The organism is Paenibacillus sp. SZ31 (assembly GCF_012912005.1).
Lineage (GTDB): Bacteria > Bacillota > Bacilli > Paenibacillales > Paenibacillaceae > Paenibacillus.
The window spans coordinates 405,036-422,639 of the sequence record NZ_JABBEA010000004.1 but is presented as its reverse complement, the minus strand read 5'-3'; the positions used below and the strand labels follow the sequence as shown (position 1 = coordinate 422,639).

Annotated in this window: 13 protein-coding genes and 2 CRISPR repeat arrays; of the genes, 11 read left to right on the top strand and 2 right to left on the bottom strand. The window is 44.2% G+C overall.

The window, feature by feature from the left end; all coding sequences use genetic code 11:
* Positions 1-149 precede the first annotated feature (149 nt).
* The 4 genes from HF638_RS11755 (at position 150) to HF638_RS11740 (ending at position 3,984) form a co-directional block, all read left to right on the top strand.
* A complete protein-coding gene (locus tag HF638_RS11755; protein ID WP_169480354.1) occupies positions 150-920 on the top strand; it encodes an amino acid ABC transporter substrate-binding protein in 771 nt (256 codons plus the stop codon).
* A gap of 112 nt (positions 921-1,032) precedes the next feature.
* The gene (locus HF638_RS11750; RefSeq protein WP_169480353.1) at positions 1,033-1,692 is read left to right on the top strand and encodes an amino acid ABC transporter permease; all 660 of its coding nucleotides are present in this window, start codon (positions 1,033-1,035) and stop codon (positions 1,690-1,692) included.
* 33 nt (positions 1,693-1,725) lie between these two features.
* Positions 1,726-2,481 carry an amino acid ABC transporter ATP-binding protein gene (locus HF638_RS11745; RefSeq protein WP_169480352.1) on the top strand — a complete coding sequence of 252 codons (756 nt, stop codon included), beginning with the start codon at positions 1,726-1,728 and terminating at the stop codon, positions 2,479-2,481.
* A 225-nt stretch (positions 2,482-2,706) separates the two neighbouring features.
* A CRISPR array of direct repeats spans positions 2,707-3,414; the repeat unit is 33 nt; unit sequence GTCGCACTCCGTATGGAGTGCGTGGATTGAAAT.
* Positions 3,415-3,639: 225 nt separating this feature from the next.
* Positions 3,640-3,984, top strand: a complete 345-nt coding sequence (locus HF638_RS11740) for a DUF4190 domain-containing protein (protein ID WP_169480351.1) — start codon at positions 3,640-3,642, stop codon at positions 3,982-3,984.
* 126 nt (positions 3,985-4,110) lie between these two features.
* Here the strand turns inward: HF638_RS11740 and HF638_RS11735 are convergent, their stop codons facing one another.
* Positions 4,111-6,297, bottom strand: a complete 2,187-nt coding sequence (locus tag HF638_RS11735) for a YhgE/Pip family protein (RefSeq protein ID WP_169480432.1) — start codon at positions 6,295-6,297, stop codon at positions 4,111-4,113.
* Between the two features lie 78 nt (positions 6,298-6,375).
* On the bottom strand, positions 6,376-6,954 hold the full coding sequence (locus HF638_RS11730) for a TetR/AcrR family transcriptional regulator (protein ID WP_169480350.1): 579 nt from the start codon (positions 6,952-6,954) through the stop codon (positions 6,376-6,378).
* Positions 6,955-7,293: 339 nt separating this feature from the next.
* Positions 7,294-8,005: direct repeats of the CRISPR family, unit length 33 nt; unit sequence GTCGCACTCCGTATGGAGTGCGTGGATTGAAAT.
* A gap of 680 nt (positions 8,006-8,685) precedes the next feature.
* On the opposite strand from HF638_RS11730, the gene HF638_RS11725 reads away from it, so the two are divergent.
* From HF638_RS11725 to cas1c, 7 genes are all read left to right on the top strand, one after another.
* Positions 8,686-9,444, top strand: coding sequence for a DUF3800 domain-containing protein (locus HF638_RS11725; RefSeq protein ID WP_169480349.1), 759 nt, complete (start codon positions 8,686-8,688; stop codon positions 9,442-9,444).
* A 419-nt stretch (positions 9,445-9,863) separates the two neighbouring features.
* On the top strand, positions 9,864-12,320 hold the full coding sequence (gene cas3, locus HF638_RS11720; protein ID WP_169480348.1) for a CRISPR-associated helicase Cas3': 2,457 nt from the start codon (positions 9,864-9,866) through the stop codon (positions 12,318-12,320).
* An 80-nt stretch (positions 12,321-12,400) separates the two neighbouring features.
* On the top strand, positions 12,401-13,123 hold the full coding sequence (gene cas5c, locus HF638_RS11715) for a type I-C CRISPR-associated protein Cas5c (RefSeq protein ID WP_169480347.1): 723 nt from the start codon (positions 12,401-12,403) through the stop codon (positions 13,121-13,123).
* Entirely contained in the window at positions 13,120-15,051 is a 1,932-nt protein-coding gene (gene cas8c / locus HF638_RS11710; protein ID WP_169480346.1) for a type I-C CRISPR-associated protein Cas8c/Csd1, read from the top strand. Before cas5c ends, cas8c begins: the two co-directional genes overlap by 4 nt.
* Complete coding sequence (cas7c, locus tag HF638_RS11705; protein WP_169480345.1) at positions 15,052-15,924, top strand: type I-C CRISPR-associated protein Cas7/Csd2; 873 nt, start codon at positions 15,052-15,054, stop codon at positions 15,922-15,924.
* A complete protein-coding gene (gene cas4 / locus HF638_RS11700) occupies positions 15,911-16,570 on the top strand; it encodes a CRISPR-associated protein Cas4 (protein WP_169480344.1) in 660 nt (219 codons plus the stop codon). Before cas7c ends, cas4 begins: the two co-directional genes overlap by 14 nt.
* Positions 16,567-17,598 (top strand): type I-C CRISPR-associated endonuclease Cas1c, encoded by a 1,032-nt coding sequence (gene cas1c / locus HF638_RS11695; RefSeq protein WP_169480343.1) that lies wholly within the window; start codon positions 16,567-16,569, stop codon positions 17,596-17,598. Before cas4 ends, cas1c begins: the two co-directional genes overlap by 4 nt.
* Positions 17,599-17,604: the final 6 nt, after the last annotated feature.

Genomic DNA, 17,604 nt, shown 5'->3' with positions numbered 1-17,604 from the left:
AGATTGTTGACAATTAAGCTGCACGAAATAGAAGGAAATAGGCAAGATACTCGACTCTTCTCCCATGCTATGTTATTATAAGTCTCTGATAACGTGGTAACGAACTAAAGCGTTAGGGTTTTGGTTATAGACATGGAGGGGTTCGAGAGATGAGAAAAAAAACGATTCTACTATTATTCATTAGTATATGTGTATTGATTGTGGCTGGTTGTTCCAGTTCCGCAAGCAAAGACGATAACACGATTGTTGTAGGAATTGACGATAAGTTTGCTCCAATGGGCTTCCGGGACGAGCAGAATGAAATTGTTGGTTTTGATATTGATTACGCAAGAGCTGCAGCGGAGAAAATGGGTAAAGAAGTCACATTCCAGCCGATCGACTGGTCTTCCAAAGAGTCAGAACTGAACAGTGGCCGGATCGACATGATCTGGAACGGGTACACCATTACGGATGAGCGCAAAGAGAAAGTGCTCTTCACGAAGCCGTATTTGGAAAATAGTCAAGTAGCTATTACCTTGGCAGACTCACCTATTACGAAGCTGGATGAACTCGATGGCAAAAATGTGGGATTGCAGGCGCTGTCCTCCGCGGCAGATGCACTGGCAGCAAGTCCCCTGAAGGATAAAGTGAAAGCTTCCGAATTCAAGGATAACGTGCTTGCACTGACGGACTTGAAAACGAAACGTCTGGACGCAGTCATCATTGATGAAGTGGTGGCGAGATATTACATGTCCAAAGAAGAGGGAACATTCAAATTGCTGGATGAATCTCTTGCACCGGAACAATATGGCATTGGTATCAAAAAAGGCAATGAAGAGCTTCTGAATCAGCTGCAAAAAGCGCTAGATGAGCTGAATGCAGATGGAACAGCAGCTAAAATCTCCACCCAATGGTTGGGTGAAGATAAGGTTTTGAAATAGACAGGTTATACACCTGATATATAGTTAGAAACAAAACGGACCCCGTATTCCATGCTGGAGCGATTCATGCCCCAGAGGAATGCGGGGTTAACAGATTAGAGGAGACAAAACAATGAGTTGGGATTATCTATCGACCATTTTAAAACCTATGCTAGAGGGTGCGCAGACCACCATTTTCATGTTCTTACTCGCCATTGTGCTCTCTGTACCGCTTGGATTTGCGGTCACGCTTGCGATGAGAAGCCAGATTAAACTGCTGGCGTGGATTGCCCATACGTATGTATATGTGATGCGAGGAACACCGCTGCTGCTGCAAATTCTATTTTTCTGCTTCGGTTTACCGTTGCTTCCGGTGATTGGAGAATATTTGGTGTTTGATCGTTTTGTTGCAGCGGGGATTGCGTTCATCCTAAACTATGCGGCGTACTTCGCTGAAATCTTCAGGGGCGGACTGCTTTCCATTGATAAAGGGCAACATGAGGCAGCGAAGGTACTTGGGTTAACAAAGTGGCAAACGATGACTAAAGTCATTATTCCTCAGATGGTTCGTGTAGTATTGCCCGCAACGGCCAATGAGTCCATTACGCTCATCAAGGATACGGCACTGCTCTATGCCGTGGCTGTACCTGAGCTGTTGTATTACGCCCAAGCGGCAGTGAATCGCGACTTGCAGCTGATCCCTTTCTTCGTGGCAGCGGTTATGTATCTGCTCATGACACTTGTACTCACCGTGCTGTTCAAGGCACTTGAGAAGCGGTTTTCATTTGAATAAATTAAATCTGATCAATCAAAGGACTGTCTGCATATGACACATATAATAGAAGTAAATCAGTTGAGAAAATCATTCGGTACACTTGATGTGCTGAAGCAGGTATCTTTCAACGTGGAACCAGGAGAAGTAATTGCGGTGATCGGGCCTTCGGGTTCGGGGAAAAGTACGATGCTGCGCAGCCTGATTCATCTGGAGGATATTTCGGGCGGATCGATTCGCATTCAGGATCAGACGTTGGTCGATAATGGCCGTTACGCGGGTGCCGCAGATATTCGCAAGATGACGGATCGTATGGGTATGGTGTTCCAGCATTTCAACTTGTTCCCGCATCTTACCGTTCAGGACAATCTGGAACTCGCACCGAAGACTTTGAAAAAAGAAAGCTCAAATGTCATTCGATATCGTAGTGTGGAACTACTCAGCAAAGTAGGGCTGTCGGACAAGGCCGATACCTATCCGGCGAATCTTTCCGGAGGACAGAAACAGCGTGTTGCCATTGCTCGGGCACTGATGATGCAGCCGGACATTCTCCTGTTCGATGAACCTACGTCGGCACTAGATCCGGAGCTGACCGGGGAAGTGTTACGCGTAATCAAACAGCTGGCACAGGAAAACATGACGATGATGATTGTCACGCATGAGATGGGCTTCGCCCGTGACGTTGCGGATCGCGTATTCTTCATGGATAACGGGGAAATCGCAGAGGCGGGACCGCCAGAACAAATCTTCGGCAATCCGAAGCTTGCACGTACCCGTACATTTTTGCAGCGGGTGGAAGTGGAAAGATAGAATACTGAACGTAGATGTAGGTAGGTGCGAATGCCAAGCTCACATGAAATCCCTGGGGGATTCGCACCTCAGAATTTGTCGAAAGGGCCATTTGTGTTCCCTTTTGGCAATAAATACTTGAATATTCTGGATGTTGTATATTAAAATGAATATAATAATTAGCTCGATAAACGAAAACACGTAATAAGTATATATACATATGCTGCTATTACGTTTTTTTTCGCTGTCGCACTCCGTATGGAGTGCGTGGATTGAAATATCAACCCAGACTGTTATATCTTCAAGGTCATAGTCGCACTCCGTATGGAGTGCGTGGATTGAAATACACATTCGTGGTGCAGTACAATTCCACACACGACGTCGCACTCCGTATGGAGTGCGTGGATTGAAATTAGTTTTCAATGATGAATCGAAATACATAGGACAGGTCGCACTCCGTATGGAGTGCGTGGATTGAAATCATGATGATATCTCCGGATGGTTTCGGAATTTCGTCGCACTCCGTATGGAGTGCGTGGATTGAAATTATAGCTCCATACCTCTGCAAATTAAAACCTCCAGTCGCACTCCGTATGGAGTGCGTGGATTGAAATCGTTTCTTGATTCACAAGAATACGGAAAATCAAATGTCGCACTCCGTATGGAGTGCGTGGATTGAAATTTTAGATACTATAGGCTATGGGAAATATACTATAGTCGCACTCCGTATGGAGTGCGTGGATTGAAATTTTTCTTCATCCGTCATATCGAGCAGTTTTTGGCACGTCGCACTCCGTATGGAGTGCGTGGATTGAAATGTGGTACGTATGTAATTTCGTCGCCGTACCCCTTAGTCGCACTCCGTATGGAGTGCGTGGATTGAAATAGTTTCTGCGATAGATGCGTCCGGTAATATCTCAAGTCGCACTCCGTATGGAGTGCGTGGATTGAAATCCTACTCCACGTTGAAATATTGGTTTGGTCATTTAGAATCGGTGAAGTGAGGGGGAATTATAGGTAAGATTCTTTTAGGTTATGCCTCTCTGCAAATGCATCTAGCCCTTGGCTGTCGATAAAGTAATATATTTAATATAAATGGACTATTTACAAAATATGGAGTCCTCTATTCCTATTAATCGATTATAATGAACATACTATAATAAATAGGGAGGATTTACCTTGGAACATCGTGAAAATGATGTGGATCGTTATTATAACGACACACTTCCACCACCACCTTATGTAGCACCAGCCAAGACCAATAGCAAGTCGATTGTATCACTAGTTTTGGGGATTCTGTCCCTTACCATTCCTTACTTGGGATTCTTAATCGGAATCGTCGCTATCATATTTGCATCTTTAGCTTTCAAAGAAATCAGAAGTCGTATGGAGCAAGGAAAAGGATTAGCCATTGCTGGTTTGGTATGTGGAATCATAGGCACAGCAATTTATACAGTCCTTATTGTGCTCTTTCTATTTGTTACCATGATTTTTGTTGGCGCTGATTCTTACTCTACATACTAAGAATATAAAGTTAGCAAACTTAGATTGTATCTCAAATTTAAAAAGCAAAGGCGTACCTTAGCCAACACCTCTGTTGTCCATAAGAGGGGGGCTTAGATACACGCCTTTGCTTTTTATATTACGAATTTACAGGTGAAGTGCGACTTCACTGCTTACGTTATCGTTCTCTGTGGTGCGATGTATCAGGAAATACGTTAAGGTTCCTCCAAGACCAATCACAGCGAAAATGCATAGAATGCCGATCTGATCCCAAGCTACACCGAACTGTCCGCTTGAGATGACTGCTTTATATCCCGTTACTGAATAGGTCATAGGCAGCCATGGGTTGAATACTTTCAGCCAATTCGGAATCAGTTCGAGCGGGAAGGTGCCCGCGCTGGTAGTAAGCTGGAAGATCAGCATCAGAATCGCAAGGAATCGTCCCGGATTCTCCAGCCAAGTCACCAGCGCCTGAATGATGTACATGAAGCTTAGACTGGTAACAAAGCTGAACAAGAGGAACAACGGAACGCTCTGAACCCTCAGACCCAAGCCGTACAAGACCAGCCAGGAAGCAAGCAAAGACTGCACGGCACTCATAAGTGTGAAAGCCAGCGTTTTACTCACAAAACGATTCCAGCCACTTGCTTCGCTAACCGTGCTGCCGCGTGTTGGCACTACCAATGTAGCAATCAAGGCCCCGACAAATAGCCCAAGTGACAGGAAGTATGGCGAGAATCCTGTACCGTAGTTAGGTACCTCATTATATTTATGCTCATCGACCTTAACCGGCTCTGCATACATGGTTACCAATTCATCGGTCTTTTTCACACTACCCGTCTGCTCAGCCGCTTCATTCAGCTTGGTGGCGAGTTCGCCAGAGCCGTTTGTTAGCTTGAGCGTACCTTCTTTTAACTGACCAGCACCGTCATCCAGCTTATGTGAGCCATCTGCAAGGGTTGAAATTCCGTCTGTAAGCTGGCTTAGACCTGCGATCAGCTTGCCTGCACCAGCATTCAATTGACCTGAACCATCCGCAAGTTTGGCTCCTCCAGCGGCTGCTTCGGATAATTTGGAATTGAACTTTTGTAGACCAGTCGCAAGCTTTTCTTGTCCGGCGGATAATTGCGTGGCTCCTTGTACCAGTTGTTGTTCACCCTGTACCAACTGGCTGCTGCCTTGATGCAGTTGTTGCTGTGCAGCATACAGGTTTTGACTGCCTGCGACCAATTGCTGCCCGCCCTGATACACTTGTTCGCTGCCAGCGGCAACTGCCTGACTTGCTACCAGGAGCTGCTGCACAGCTGGACTTGCGGCAAGCTCGGGACTCGCTTCGGCCAATTGAGCAAGACCTTGTGCAACGGCCTTAGCACCCTCGCTAACTTTGCCACTGCCCTCAACAGAACTTTGGAGCCCAGTAGTCAGCTTTGCACTGCCTTCCTCGGAAGCCGCCAGTCCTGCATCCAGCTTGGCTGCGCCTTCCTGAGCAGATTGAAGGCCAGCCTGTAGCTGTTTGCCGCCTGTTTCAGCCTGGGTTGCTCCATCACCCAGCTTCGTGCCTGCTACTGCCAATTGGGACAGCCCACTGGACAGGACACTCGCGCCAGTATGAAGATCACCTATGCCTTGGGCGAGAGTAGACGTACCTTCTTTTAACGGAACTACGCCCGTTTCGAGCTTGTCGGTGCCTGCTGCCAGTTTGGACAGGTTCTCTTTTAATGTAGCAGCACCCTCATCCAGCGTGATCGCACCATCATGAATCTGACCTGCGCCATCCCCGGCATCCGCCAAACCAACAGAGATTTTTTCAACCTGATCCAATAACGTTTCGGTATACGATTCGGTGACTTTGGCAGCGACTTTGGAGCGGATTTGTTTGACCGCCGTGCCGCCAATCTGACCCGCGAGGAAGTTGTATCCTTCATTGGGCTCATAGATCAGGTCTGCCGGTTCAGGGTGCTCATCCATCAAGGTTGTGGCTTTGGTGGAAAAGTCCTCCGGAATCACAATTGTCATATAATACGTGTTGTCTTCCATACCTTGTTCTGCTTGTTCATGAGTCACGAATTGCCAGTCGAAATCATCACTTTTTTTCAATTCATCGACGAGATTCTGACCGACCTCCAGTGATTTGTCATTGTAGACTGCGCCCTGATCCGTGTTGACCACGGCTACAGGTAACTCATTCATTTTGCCATAGGGGTCCCAGAATGCGTTCAGGAACAGGCCACTATACAGCACCGGAATGAACAGTACAACGAGAATCGGAATAAATACTTTTGGTTTCTTGAAGGCGGACTTCAGATCCTGCCCAAATACGTGGAATGATTTCATCATGTTCTCTCCCTATCCTTACGCTAATCCGTTTGTTCTATCTCTATTATGTGTTGAATCTAGTGGCATGCCTTTCTTCTATGTGGTGGATAAGCCATTCTTGAGAAAGAGGCCCACAAAATCCTTGATCTGATCTTTGTGCAACGTAGGATGCGCTTTGTTCCAATCTGAGGTTAAGGTGACATACAGCTTCAGCAGGACAAAAGAAACCAGCTTGGAATCATCCCTGCGAATCTGCTCCAACTCCATGGCACGGCTGACCTGACGCTCCAGATATTCGAGAATGGCTGTCTCCACTTTCTGCAGACCTTCCTTGGCTTGCGGCGTACCGAACTCGTTGACCTCCTGAAAGAGCTTGATCAACAGCTCATGTTCCTCCCGGTACTCCAGCAAAGAATCCATACTCATATGCACGTTATCCAGAAAGGAGTTTTCTTCCTTCACCGTCTGCTCTGTAATCTGTCTCATATCTGCAATGATCGAGCGCAGAATCTCGCTGAACAGTTCTTCTTTATTTTCGAAAAAAGTATAGATCGTTCCTTTGCCCACATTGGCAAGTCTCGCAACCTGCTCCATCGTTGTGGCTTTGTAGCCAAACAGGGCAAAGGATTTCTCGGCAGAATCCATCACCTGTTGCCTTCGATCTATCGTTTTCATCGTGTATACACCTCCTTGTAGGTTGAAAGGATAATGCTAAGTAAACTTTCAAGTGACCGTTTTACTATTATGGTCAGTTGGTCGTTAACAAATGTAGCACTTGAACAGGGAAGATGGATGTGATCATTGTCATAAAGGGATGGGACAGGTGCGAATGTGATGCTCACATGAAAACCCTGGGGGATTCGCACCTCAGAATTTGTCGAAATGGGCAAAATTGTTACCTTAAGGCAACACGTAGGCATATTTTGATTGAATAATGATATGGAAAGTCATAGAATAATAGTGGAAAAACGTGTTGTTAATGGCTCAGGTTGTTGAGATACGTGTTTTTTCGCTGTCGCACTCCGTATGGAGTGCGTGGATTGAAATTTCTCCAGCCTATAGAGGGCGGTTGGAAAGAGGATGTCGCACTCCGTATGGAGTGCGTGGATTGAAATAAGCTGGAGTTGAGCGGAAAGCGGAAGTGGTTGCCGTCGCACTCCGTATGGAGTGCGTGGATTGAAATCGGCTCACCTGGTAATTCAATACTTGTTTAAATATGTCGCACTCCGTATGGAGTGCGTGGATTGAAATTTTTCTTTCTTCGGCGGTCTGCCTACCATGACATCGTCGCACTCCGTATGGAGTGCGTGGATTGAAATTATAAAACTAGCAATATGGCAATTGAGATCACTGCGTCGCACTCCGTATGGAGTGCGTGGATTGAAATCTTGTCGGTGTACACATGCAACATTCCGTTAAGGTAGTCGCACTCCGTATGGAGTGCGTGGATTGAAATTTTCAACGGCCTTGCCATGGTGTCACCTCTCTCTTGTCGCACTCCGTATGGAGTGCGTGGATTGAAATTACCTCGTAGAATGTTGTTTTGAGTAAACACTAAAGTCGCACTCCGTATGGAGTGCGTGGATTGAAATTCATCAATTGTCGCTCCGAGCAGGTCCGCTTGTGTCGCACTCCGTATGGAGTGCGTGGAATGGAATCTTTTGCAACTGATCAACGCCTTGCTTATGGAGAGGTCGCACTCCGTATGGAGTGCGTGGATTGAAATGGCCCACCAAAGGAGAGATAACACACTTTGCAAAGTCGCACTCTACTTGAGTGAATGAAATGAAATCTTTGCAGTAACGTTGTTACAACAGATACGTGTGTCTGATCGTACTCCGTATGGAATGCAAATGTAATCCCTAAAAAGTCTTACCTTTCTTATGCTAAGCATGAATAAGTAGGTAGGACTTTCTATTTCAAAGAAGCTGCTAAACTGTGAAGAACAGGTTACATCAAGCATTAGTCAGACATTCAAAGCGAGAAATACCCTTGAAAGAGAAGAAGGCGATACTCGAAGTACAAATTCCCCTGCTCCAAGCAGACAAAGAAATCTTCAAAAAGAATTATATGGACGAACGGAGGCGGAATCACGAGTTAAACGAGCACTTAGTCTTCGATACAGGGTTGAGTCGAACCGTGATCGAGAAATAAGCAAATGGTCAGTTATTTGCGAGGTAGATTTGATTTTATATAAATCTTCTGCTACATTGGTATAAGTAATTGTCACACTTGGTATAAAGTGTGTGGATTGAAAATGCTAAATTGGCATAAGAGAGTTTTAAAACAAAGCGCATCCTCTTGGGGGTGCGCGATCAATCATTGTTAAAAGTGTAATACATAATATTAAGTGAAAGATACCATAGTCAATACAAAGTTAAAGGAAGAAATTAAGGAGGGGTATATTTGATAAATGGATTTTATTTAGATGAGTCTGGAAATAATGGATTTAAAGATATGCAAAAACAACCTGTAGTTTGTTATGGTGGGATTTTAGTTCCTAACGCTAGTGTTATAGAGCTTGAACGGGATTTTGAAGCACTTTCCTTTAAAGCAGCTTTGCAAATCAAAGGTGAGATAAAAGGGTTGACAATTAAACAAGTTAATACGTTACCATTCTTTCAAAACTATGAAATTCACAGTAAGTCTTTCTTTGATGGGGACGATTTGTATTCTAAAATTCCGATCATTGATAGGTTTAAGCTTGCTGAAGAAATGTTAGAGCTTATTGATAAACATGGGGGTAAAGTGCTTGCCTCTGTAATTAATAAAAATACATATAAACAAAATACAGGTGATACAGGTCATACTAACATGCACCAGCTTGGAATGAGTAATTTAATTCAATTAATAGAGAAAGAACTCATTCAAAGGAATGAAACAGGAATTGTTATTCCTGACAATGGGCGCGATGAAGAGAGAGAGCTTTTAATTCAAGTTATCCGACAGGAGACTACCAGTGATCGTATATATTATAGCTCTTTCCTTCAGAACTCACACCATTGCCAGTTAGTACAGTTAGCTGACATCATTGTATTTCTTACAACTATCTTTTTTCGATTTGAATATGGGTATGCACCTCGTAAAGCAAATAATAAAGAATTAATAAACCTATATCAAAAAAAGATAGCTCCTTTATCCCCAACAGTATGGGAGTATAGGTGATTACAATTAAGGGAGCGTACCAATGCACGCTCCCTTAAAGTGGTCGAACCAATGTGCGGCCACATATATAGTATACCCAATGTTGGACTTCATTATGCACAATACAAAAAGGGGAAATTCATATTATGTCGGACCAATGTACGAGTTAACATGAATTTTCCCTTTTAGAAAGTTAATTAGGTCGAACCAATGTGCGAGTCAATTAACTTTATCTAATCAATATTATACGCTGTATCTGAATCTGAGTCAATGAAATTTAGAAGTTTAATACTGCGTAATCGAGATAGAAACTAAGATTTTTCGGGAAATAAAAAGGAGTTTGTCGTATGGAGTCGAAATGTTAATATAAGTATTTTGTCCTAATTAATGAGTTTAGTTACCGGATTTGAATCTTTTTTCTGAAAGGAAGAAGTGGACTAATGGCCTATATTGCTCATATCCGACAAAAGGATGGCGAAATTCAGACCGTTCAAGATCATTTGGTGGGGGTTCAACAAGGAGCGGAGCAGGCTGGAGAGAAGATTGGTGTCAGATATTTGGCGGGGATTGCTGGCCTTTTACATGATATGGGGAAGAATACGGATGCTTTTCGAAATTACATTCAGGAAGCAGTAGCTCATCCCGATGCTCCTCCCCGTAAAGGTTCCGTAGATCACTCGACTGCTGGTGGCAAGCTGCTGCATCATCGTTACCATGTCAGTGGTGCAACGGCTCAGGACAAGTATACTGCAGAGTGGATTGCCAACTGTATTATCTCACATCATCAGGGTCTGAGAGATTACATCTCGCCTGATAAAACTTCACCATACCTGGAGCGTGTTGTTTCCAAGGAATTAGAACAATACGAGCAAGCGAAAGAAGAGTTTTTTAAGCATAATCCTCCTGAACGTTTGGACAAGTTATTCGAATTAGCCACCACAGAGCTTCAACGATACATACAAATTATCAATAAGCATAAACTTCCACGTATTTCCGGGTCACTACTCATTAAATATATCTTTAGTTGCCTGATCGATGCAGATCGAACGAATACAAGACAATTTGAAGAAAATGAACCATTCACAGAAGAATTAGATTACAAGTCGTTCTTTCAAACAAGCTATGAATTGTTATCTCAACATTTAACCGGCCTTGAGCAAGGAAGTAAAGCAAACACACCCATTAATCGATTACGGCGGGAAATGTCCAGCCAATGCGAAGAATTCGCACTTCGTCCTTCCGGCGTGTACACCCTTTCTATACCAACGGGAGGGGGGAAAACACTTGCCAGTATGCGTTACGCCCTAAAACATGCCATTGAACATAACAAGCAACGGATTATATATATCGTTCCGTACACCACCATCATTGAACAAAATGCGGCTGAGATCCGCAGTATTTTGAAGAACGATGACATGATTCTGGAGCATCACTCTAACGTTGTGGATGACATGGATGATGAACGGAAAGAGGGAGACGAAGGGGAAACTTATGATGCGCGCAAACAGAATCTTAAACTTGCCCGTGATCACTGGGATCGCCCAATTATTTTTACGACGATGGTCCAGTTTCTAAATACTTTCTATGCGAAAGGAACCCGAAACGTACGAAGATTACATCAGCTTTCCAATGCAGTCATCGTATTTGATGAAGTGCAGTCTGTTCCTGTTCGATGTATCTCACTCTTCAACGCTGCACTGAATTTCCTACATGTGATTGGACGCTCCAGTTTACTGCTCTGTACAGCTACGCAACCCGCACTTGATTTCGTGAAGCACAAGCTTCATTTCTCGGAGCAGCCTGAAATTTTACAGAATTTAGACGACGTTGGACGAAGTTTTAAACGAGTCGAGTTACATGATCTAACACAGGATACAGCCTCAGGCTGGGACGCAGAAGAATTATCTTCTTTTGTACAGGATCAAATGAGAGAAGTAAACAGCGTGCTAGTTATTTTGAACACGAAAATGGCGGTTCGTAAACTGTTTGAACAGTTGAATGAAGTGGAATGGCTGCAAGACAGCGGCGTTCAGGTTGTTCATCTAAGTACCAATATGTGTGCTGCACATCGCAAAGAGGTCCTTTCTGGAGAGAATGGCGTAGTTCAACGATTGGCAAAGGGAGAACGAATCATTTGCGTGAGCACACAGCTTATTGAGGCAGGCGTGAATATCAGCTTCGAATGTGTGATTCGATCTTTGGCTGGTTTGGATTCGATTGCCCAGGCGGCTGGTCGATGTAATCGGCACGGCAAAGATGAGATTCGCAATGTGTATATTATCCGATCCTCGGATGAAGTGTTGACTCACCTACCTGAGATTAAAATTGGTGCTGAGAAAACGGAGCGAGTGCTTCATGATTTCAAGGAAGATCCGGAGTCACTAGGGAATGATTTATTATCTTCAGAAGCAATCGCTCGTTATTTTAAATATTACTTTCACGATATTCAAGATAAAATGCATTACCCCATTCCTAAGCTCGAACAGAACTTGTTTGATCTGATGGACCGGAACCGCTATTACGTGGATGCATACCAAAAGAAACATGCTACAAAACCTGAGGTTGTTAATCATTATGCTATCGCTACAGCAGAGAAATATTTTGAAGCAATATCGACGAATGCCACTGCTGTACTTGTTCCTTACGGAGAAGAAGGCAGGGAACTGATTATTGACCTGAATGGTGAGTTGGAGCCGAGTGAATTGGGGGATCTGTTGCGAAAAGCCCAACAGTATACGGTGAACATCTATGATCACGAACTCAGGACATTAGAAAAAAGTGGGGACTTGTATCCATTGTTACATGGTCACGTCCTTGCTCTACGGGAACCAGCATACTCTGAAGACTTTGGTGTGGAATCCAAAGGGGAGGGCGCTTGGGAAACGATGATGATATGAAATGGTCACGCTAACGTAGAGTGGGGAGTTTCATGACACATGTTTCTCCCTCCCATAGCCCATAGAAAGGAGCTGAAACGTTGAGAAACCAAATCGAATTTGAGGTATCTGGTAAATATGCGCTATTTACCGATCCGCTCACGAAACTTGGAGGAGAAAAATTTTCTTATCAGATTCCTACATATCAAGCCCTCAAAGGGATCGTTGAATCCATTTACTGGAAGCCAACGCTGATCTGGATTATAGACGAAGTCCGTATCATGAATCCAATTCAAACGGAATCGAAGGGCATGCGTCCGATTGAATACAGCGGGGGCAATACACTGGCCTATTACACCTATTTAAGAGATGTTCGATATCAGGTGAAGGCTCATTTTGAATTTAATCCTCATCGTGAAGATCTGGTACATGACCAGAACGAACACAAACACCACAATATCGCAAAACGAGCTGTCCAGGTCGGAGGACGAAGAGACATTTTCCTGGGAACTCGTGAATGTCAGGGCTACGTCGAACCTTGCCAGTTCGGTAAAGGAGAGAGCTTCTATGATCGTATAGGTGAGCTTGATTTTGGCACAATGCTACATGGAATCAGTTACCCGGATGAAACAGGAAGCAATGAGAGAGAAGTTCGTCTGTGGAAAGCGAAAATGCAGCATGGTGTCATTCGGTTTATCCGTCCGGATGAATGTACATTGGTACGCAAAGCGGGAGAAGGTACAGCTAAAATTTTCGATGCAGGGAATATGCAATCTGTAGATGATCTTCACTCAGAATGGTTCGGAAATGAGGTGAGTGAATGAGCTGGCTGGCCAATTTGAGCAAAACGTATGATGATCATGCCGATGTCGTAGGGCAATTTGAAATGAAGAAAAGCGGCAAGGAATACGCCTTGATTCCAATCTCGCACACAACCCAGACAGCGCATATTGAAGTGCATCTGAATGAAAAAGGAGATATCGTAAATGCCAAAGTAGTAGAAAAGAATGATGGCAGCACGATTATCCCTTGCACCGAAGCTTCCGCAAGTCGAACGAGTGCGCCTGTACCGTATCCGCTTTTTGACAAGTTAGCCTATGTTGCAGGAGATTACACTCAGTTCTGCGGAGAAGCCAAGGGAACACCGTATCAGGATTATTTGATTCAATTGAAGGCTTGGTGCGAATCTCCATTTAGTCATCCTAAAGTACAGAGCGTACTTAATTATGTCAGCAAAGGCACGCTCATCGCTGATCTGGTCGATAGAGGGATACTTCATGCAGATCACCAAGGAAAGCTATTGGAGAAGTGGACGGCAGGATCTGGTGAACAGGAAGGCGAGAAACCGAAAATTTTCAATGTTATTGCTGCGGATCAGAGTGGTGCATTTGTCCGATTTGCTGTAAATATTCCAGGAGAGCCCGAATCCAGACTATGGCGGGATGCTTCGGTACAACAATCATTTATCCAGTTCTACGAGATGAGTTTGCAGGACAAGGATATCTGTTTCGTGACAGGTAATTATCTGCCAGTTGCTGATAAACATGCTTCTCGCATACGTCACTCAGGGGACAAGTCCAAGTTGATCTCCGCCAATGACTCCAGTGGATTTACGTATCGGGGGCGTTTTCGTACCAGTCGTGACGCAGCGGTAGTCAGCTACGAAGCTTCACAGAAGGGCCATAACGCATTGAAGTGGCTCATTGATCGACAAGGAACCACTATAGACGGCAAAGTTTTTCTGGTGTGGGGTAGTACAAGTCTGGATATGCCAGAACCTCAAGAAGATTCTTTTAGTTTATGGGAAGATGAAGATGATCATGAAGCACTTGCTGGTGGAGATACAACACATAAGGATTTTGCCTTGCAAATCAGGAAGGCGATTGGTGGCTATCGATACGATGGGGAGTATAACTCTAAGCATGAAGTGACTTTGATGACACTGGATGCGGCCACACCAGGGCGAATGTCGATTATGTATTATCGGGGTTTAGATCAGAACGAGTATCTGGACCGGATAACAGCTTGGCATGAGAGTTGTTACTGGATACATCGTTATCGTAAAAATAAAAACGACAAACCCGTCTTGTTTATTGGGGCGCCCGCGACCAAAGACATTGCTTTTGCAGCCTATGGCCCACGAGCTAGTGACAAAGTAGTTAAAGGACTCATGGAGCGGATGCTTCCATGTATCATTGATCAACGTCCCATTCCGCTGGATATTGTTCGCAGTTCTATCCAACGTGCATCCAACCCTGTAGGCATGGACAATTGGGAGTGGGAGAAAACACTGAGTATTACTTGCGCACTTGTTAATAAGAAGGAGGGGTATGGAGTGAGTCTGAATACAGAAACAACGGATCGTAGCTACGTATTTGGCAGAATGCTTGCCATTGCAGATGTATTAGAGAGAAGTGCTCTGGGTAAGGAGGAAAAACGGGCAACAAATGCCATTCGCTATATGAACGCCTTTGCGCAACGACCAGGCAGAACTTGGAGCATTATTCAATCTAATCTCCAACCTTACCAAGCGCGTATGGGGACGGGTGCCAGATATTATAATTCGTTGCTAGATGAAGTTGGAGACAAACTACAGTTGGAAGATTTTACGGACAAGCCACTTACGGGATTATACTTACTAGGTTTTTACAGTCAGCGTAATGATTTATATACAAGCAAGAAAGATAAGGAAGCTGCAGCTGTACTTGATAAAGACGATGAAAACCAATTGAACGAACAAGGGGATAACTAAATGAGTACACTTGATCACAAAATCGATTTTGCTGTTGTGCTGTCTGTTCGTAATGCCAATCCAAATGGTGATCCACTGAATGGAAACCGCCCTCGTCAGAACTATGATGGTTTAGGGGAAATCTCGGATGTATGCATCAAGCGTAAAATTCGTAACCGTCTGCAGGATATGGGAGAGTCTATTCTCGTACAATCCGATGAAAAACGTAATGATAGTCACCGTTCCATTAAAGATCGTGTCGATGCCAATGAGAATGTGCAGGAACATGCCAAAGGCAAGAAGGCAAATAAAGATCTATATGCTGAGGCTGCTTGTCAGTCATGGATTGATGTTCGTAGCTTTGGACAGGTGTTTGCTTTTGGTGGAGGGGAAAGTGTATCTGTGGGTATTCGAGGTCCGGTATCCATCCATACCGCTGTAAGCTTAGATCGGATTGATATTTCCAGCATGCAAATTACGAAGAGCGTAAACTCTGTTACAACGGCTAAAGATCCGGACAAAAAAGGATCGGATACGATGGGTATGAAGCATCGAGTAGATTTTGGAGTATATGTATTCTATGGCAGTATCAACACGCAACTGGCTGAGAAGACCGGCTTTACATATGAAGACGCAGAGAAAATTCGTGAATCACTGAGAACGTTATTTGAAAATGATACGTCCTCTGCCCGTCCTGACGGTAGTATGGAGGTGCACCAACTGTATTGGTGGGAGCATAGTTCCAAGATGGGGCAATATTCATCTGCGAAAGTACATCGTTCTCTGCACATTGAATTGAAGCCAGACGTAGCAGAAGCAAAGTCTTACGACGATTATAACTATACGGTGGTGCCACTGGAAGGCTTGGCAGTCCAAGAATATGAAGGACTATAACGAAGAGGATTATCTGCTGCTATCAGGTATTCAGCATTTTAATTTTTGTAGAAGGCAGTGGGCATTAATTCATATTGAACAACAGTGGGAAGACAATGTGCGTACCATAGAGGGAGACCATTTGCATCGAAAGGCAGATCAACCAGCGCTTCGGGAGAAGCGAGGAGATAAACTGGTAGTTCGTGCACTACCTGTACAATCGAGAGAACTCGGAATCACAGGTATCTGTGATGTAGTTGAGTTCATTCGTGATCCAGATGGTGTTCCACTTGCTGGGGAGGAAGGGTTATACCTTCCTTTTCCTGTTGAATACAAACGGGGGAAACCCAAACGAAATGATTCCGATCACTCCCAATTGGTAGCACAAGTCATGTGTCTTGAAGAGATGCTTGTATGTGATATCCACAAGGCCTATTTTTATTATGATGAGATCAAGCACCGGGTGGAAGTGGTCATTACTGAAGCAGATCGGGTGCGTGTTAGGGCCAGTATTAATGAGATGAGACACTACTTTGAACGCAACCATACGCCCAAAGCCAAGGCCGGACCACATTGCCTGAGTTGTTCCTTGAACAATATATGTGTACCGGATATCTTGAATAAGCGTTCTGTTTCAAGTTACATCGAAAGCAGGTTGAATGAATGAAAAAGCTGCTGAACACCTTATTTGTGACATTACCCGATACATACCTTGCATTAGATGGCGAAAATATTGTGGTGAAGCAGGAGGAAGAAATTCTTGCTCGCTATCCGCTTCATAATTTGGAGGCTGTATGCACCTTTGGCTATGCTGGAGTAAGTCCAGCATTGATGGGGGCTTGTGCGTCACGAAATGTTAGTTTGACGTTTATGACACGGACGGGACGATTCCTAGCACGTGTCATTGGTGAGGATCGAGGAAATGTAGTCCTTCGTAAAGAACAGTACCGCATATCTGACAATGAGGAGCGCAGTGCGCGGGTTGCTCGTAATATGATTACAGGAAAGTTGTATAACAACAAATGGATTTTGGAACGTGCAACACGAGATTATGCATTACGTGTAGACGTAGAACGGTTGAAAAAGGTAGCCAATTCACTTGGTGAGACGATGAAACTCTTACGTGAAGTGGAACAATTGGATATATTGCGTGGTTTGGAAGGCTCTGCTGCTGTGCAATATAATTCGGTGTTTGATGATCTGATTCTACAACAGAAGGAGTCATTTTACTTTTACGGACGGAGTCGGCGACCGCCCTTGGATAAAGTAAACGCGTTATTGTCCTTTGCTTACACTTTACTGGCTAATGATATGAAGTCTGCACTCGAATCAGTTGGACTTGATGCATATGTTGGTTTTTTGCATCGCGACCGTCCTGGCAGAGCTTCTCTCGCACTTGATATGATGGAAGAACTCCGAGGAGTGTATGCCGATCGTTTTGTGCTTTCGCTCATCAACAAGAAGGTAGTTAACGATAAAGGATTTTATATCAAAGAAAATCTTGCCGTAATTATGGATGATGATACACGAAAGAAAGTATTAAAAGCGTGGCAAGATCGTAAACAGGATAAGATTATGCACCCGTATTTAAATGAGAAGATACCTTGGGGTCTTGTACCATACACTCAAGCGTTACTACTGGCAAGATATATACGTGGGGACCTGGATGAGTATCCCCCGTTTCTGTGGAAGTAGGTGTAA

What these genes read in the sequence shown, in the direction of transcription:
- cas8c (WP_169480346.1), top strand. Translation starts at nt 13,120, where the DNA reads ATGAGCTGGCTGGCCAATTTGAGCAAAACGTATGATGATCATGCCGAT.
- HF638_RS11750 (WP_169480353.1), top strand. Translation starts at nt 1,033, where the DNA reads ATGAGTTGGGATTATCTATCGACCATTTTAAAACCTATGCTAGAGGGT.
- cas1c (WP_169480343.1), top strand. Translation starts at nt 16,567, where the DNA reads ATGAAAAAGCTGCTGAACACCTTATTTGTGACATTACCCGATACATAC.
- cas7c (WP_169480345.1), top strand. Translation starts at nt 15,052, where the DNA reads ATGAGTACACTTGATCACAAAATCGATTTTGCTGTTGTGCTGTCTGTT.
- HF638_RS11735 (WP_169480432.1), bottom strand. Translation starts at nt 6,297, where the DNA reads ATGAAATCATTCCACGTATTTGGGCAGGATCTGAAGTCCGCCTTCAAG.
- HF638_RS11745 (WP_169480352.1), top strand. Translation starts at nt 1,726, where the DNA reads ATGACACATATAATAGAAGTAAATCAGTTGAGAAAATCATTCGGTACA.
- cas4 (WP_169480344.1), top strand. Translation starts at nt 15,911, where the DNA reads ATGAAGGACTATAACGAAGAGGATTATCTGCTGCTATCAGGTATTCAG.
- HF638_RS11730 (WP_169480350.1), bottom strand. Translation starts at nt 6,954, where the DNA reads ATGAAAACGATAGATCGAAGGCAACAGGTGATGGATTCTGCCGAGAAA.
- cas3 (WP_169480348.1), top strand. Translation starts at nt 9,864, where the DNA reads ATGGCCTATATTGCTCATATCCGACAAAAGGATGGCGAAATTCAGACC.
- HF638_RS11755 (WP_169480354.1), top strand. Translation starts at nt 150, where the DNA reads ATGAGAAAAAAAACGATTCTACTATTATTCATTAGTATATGTGTATTG.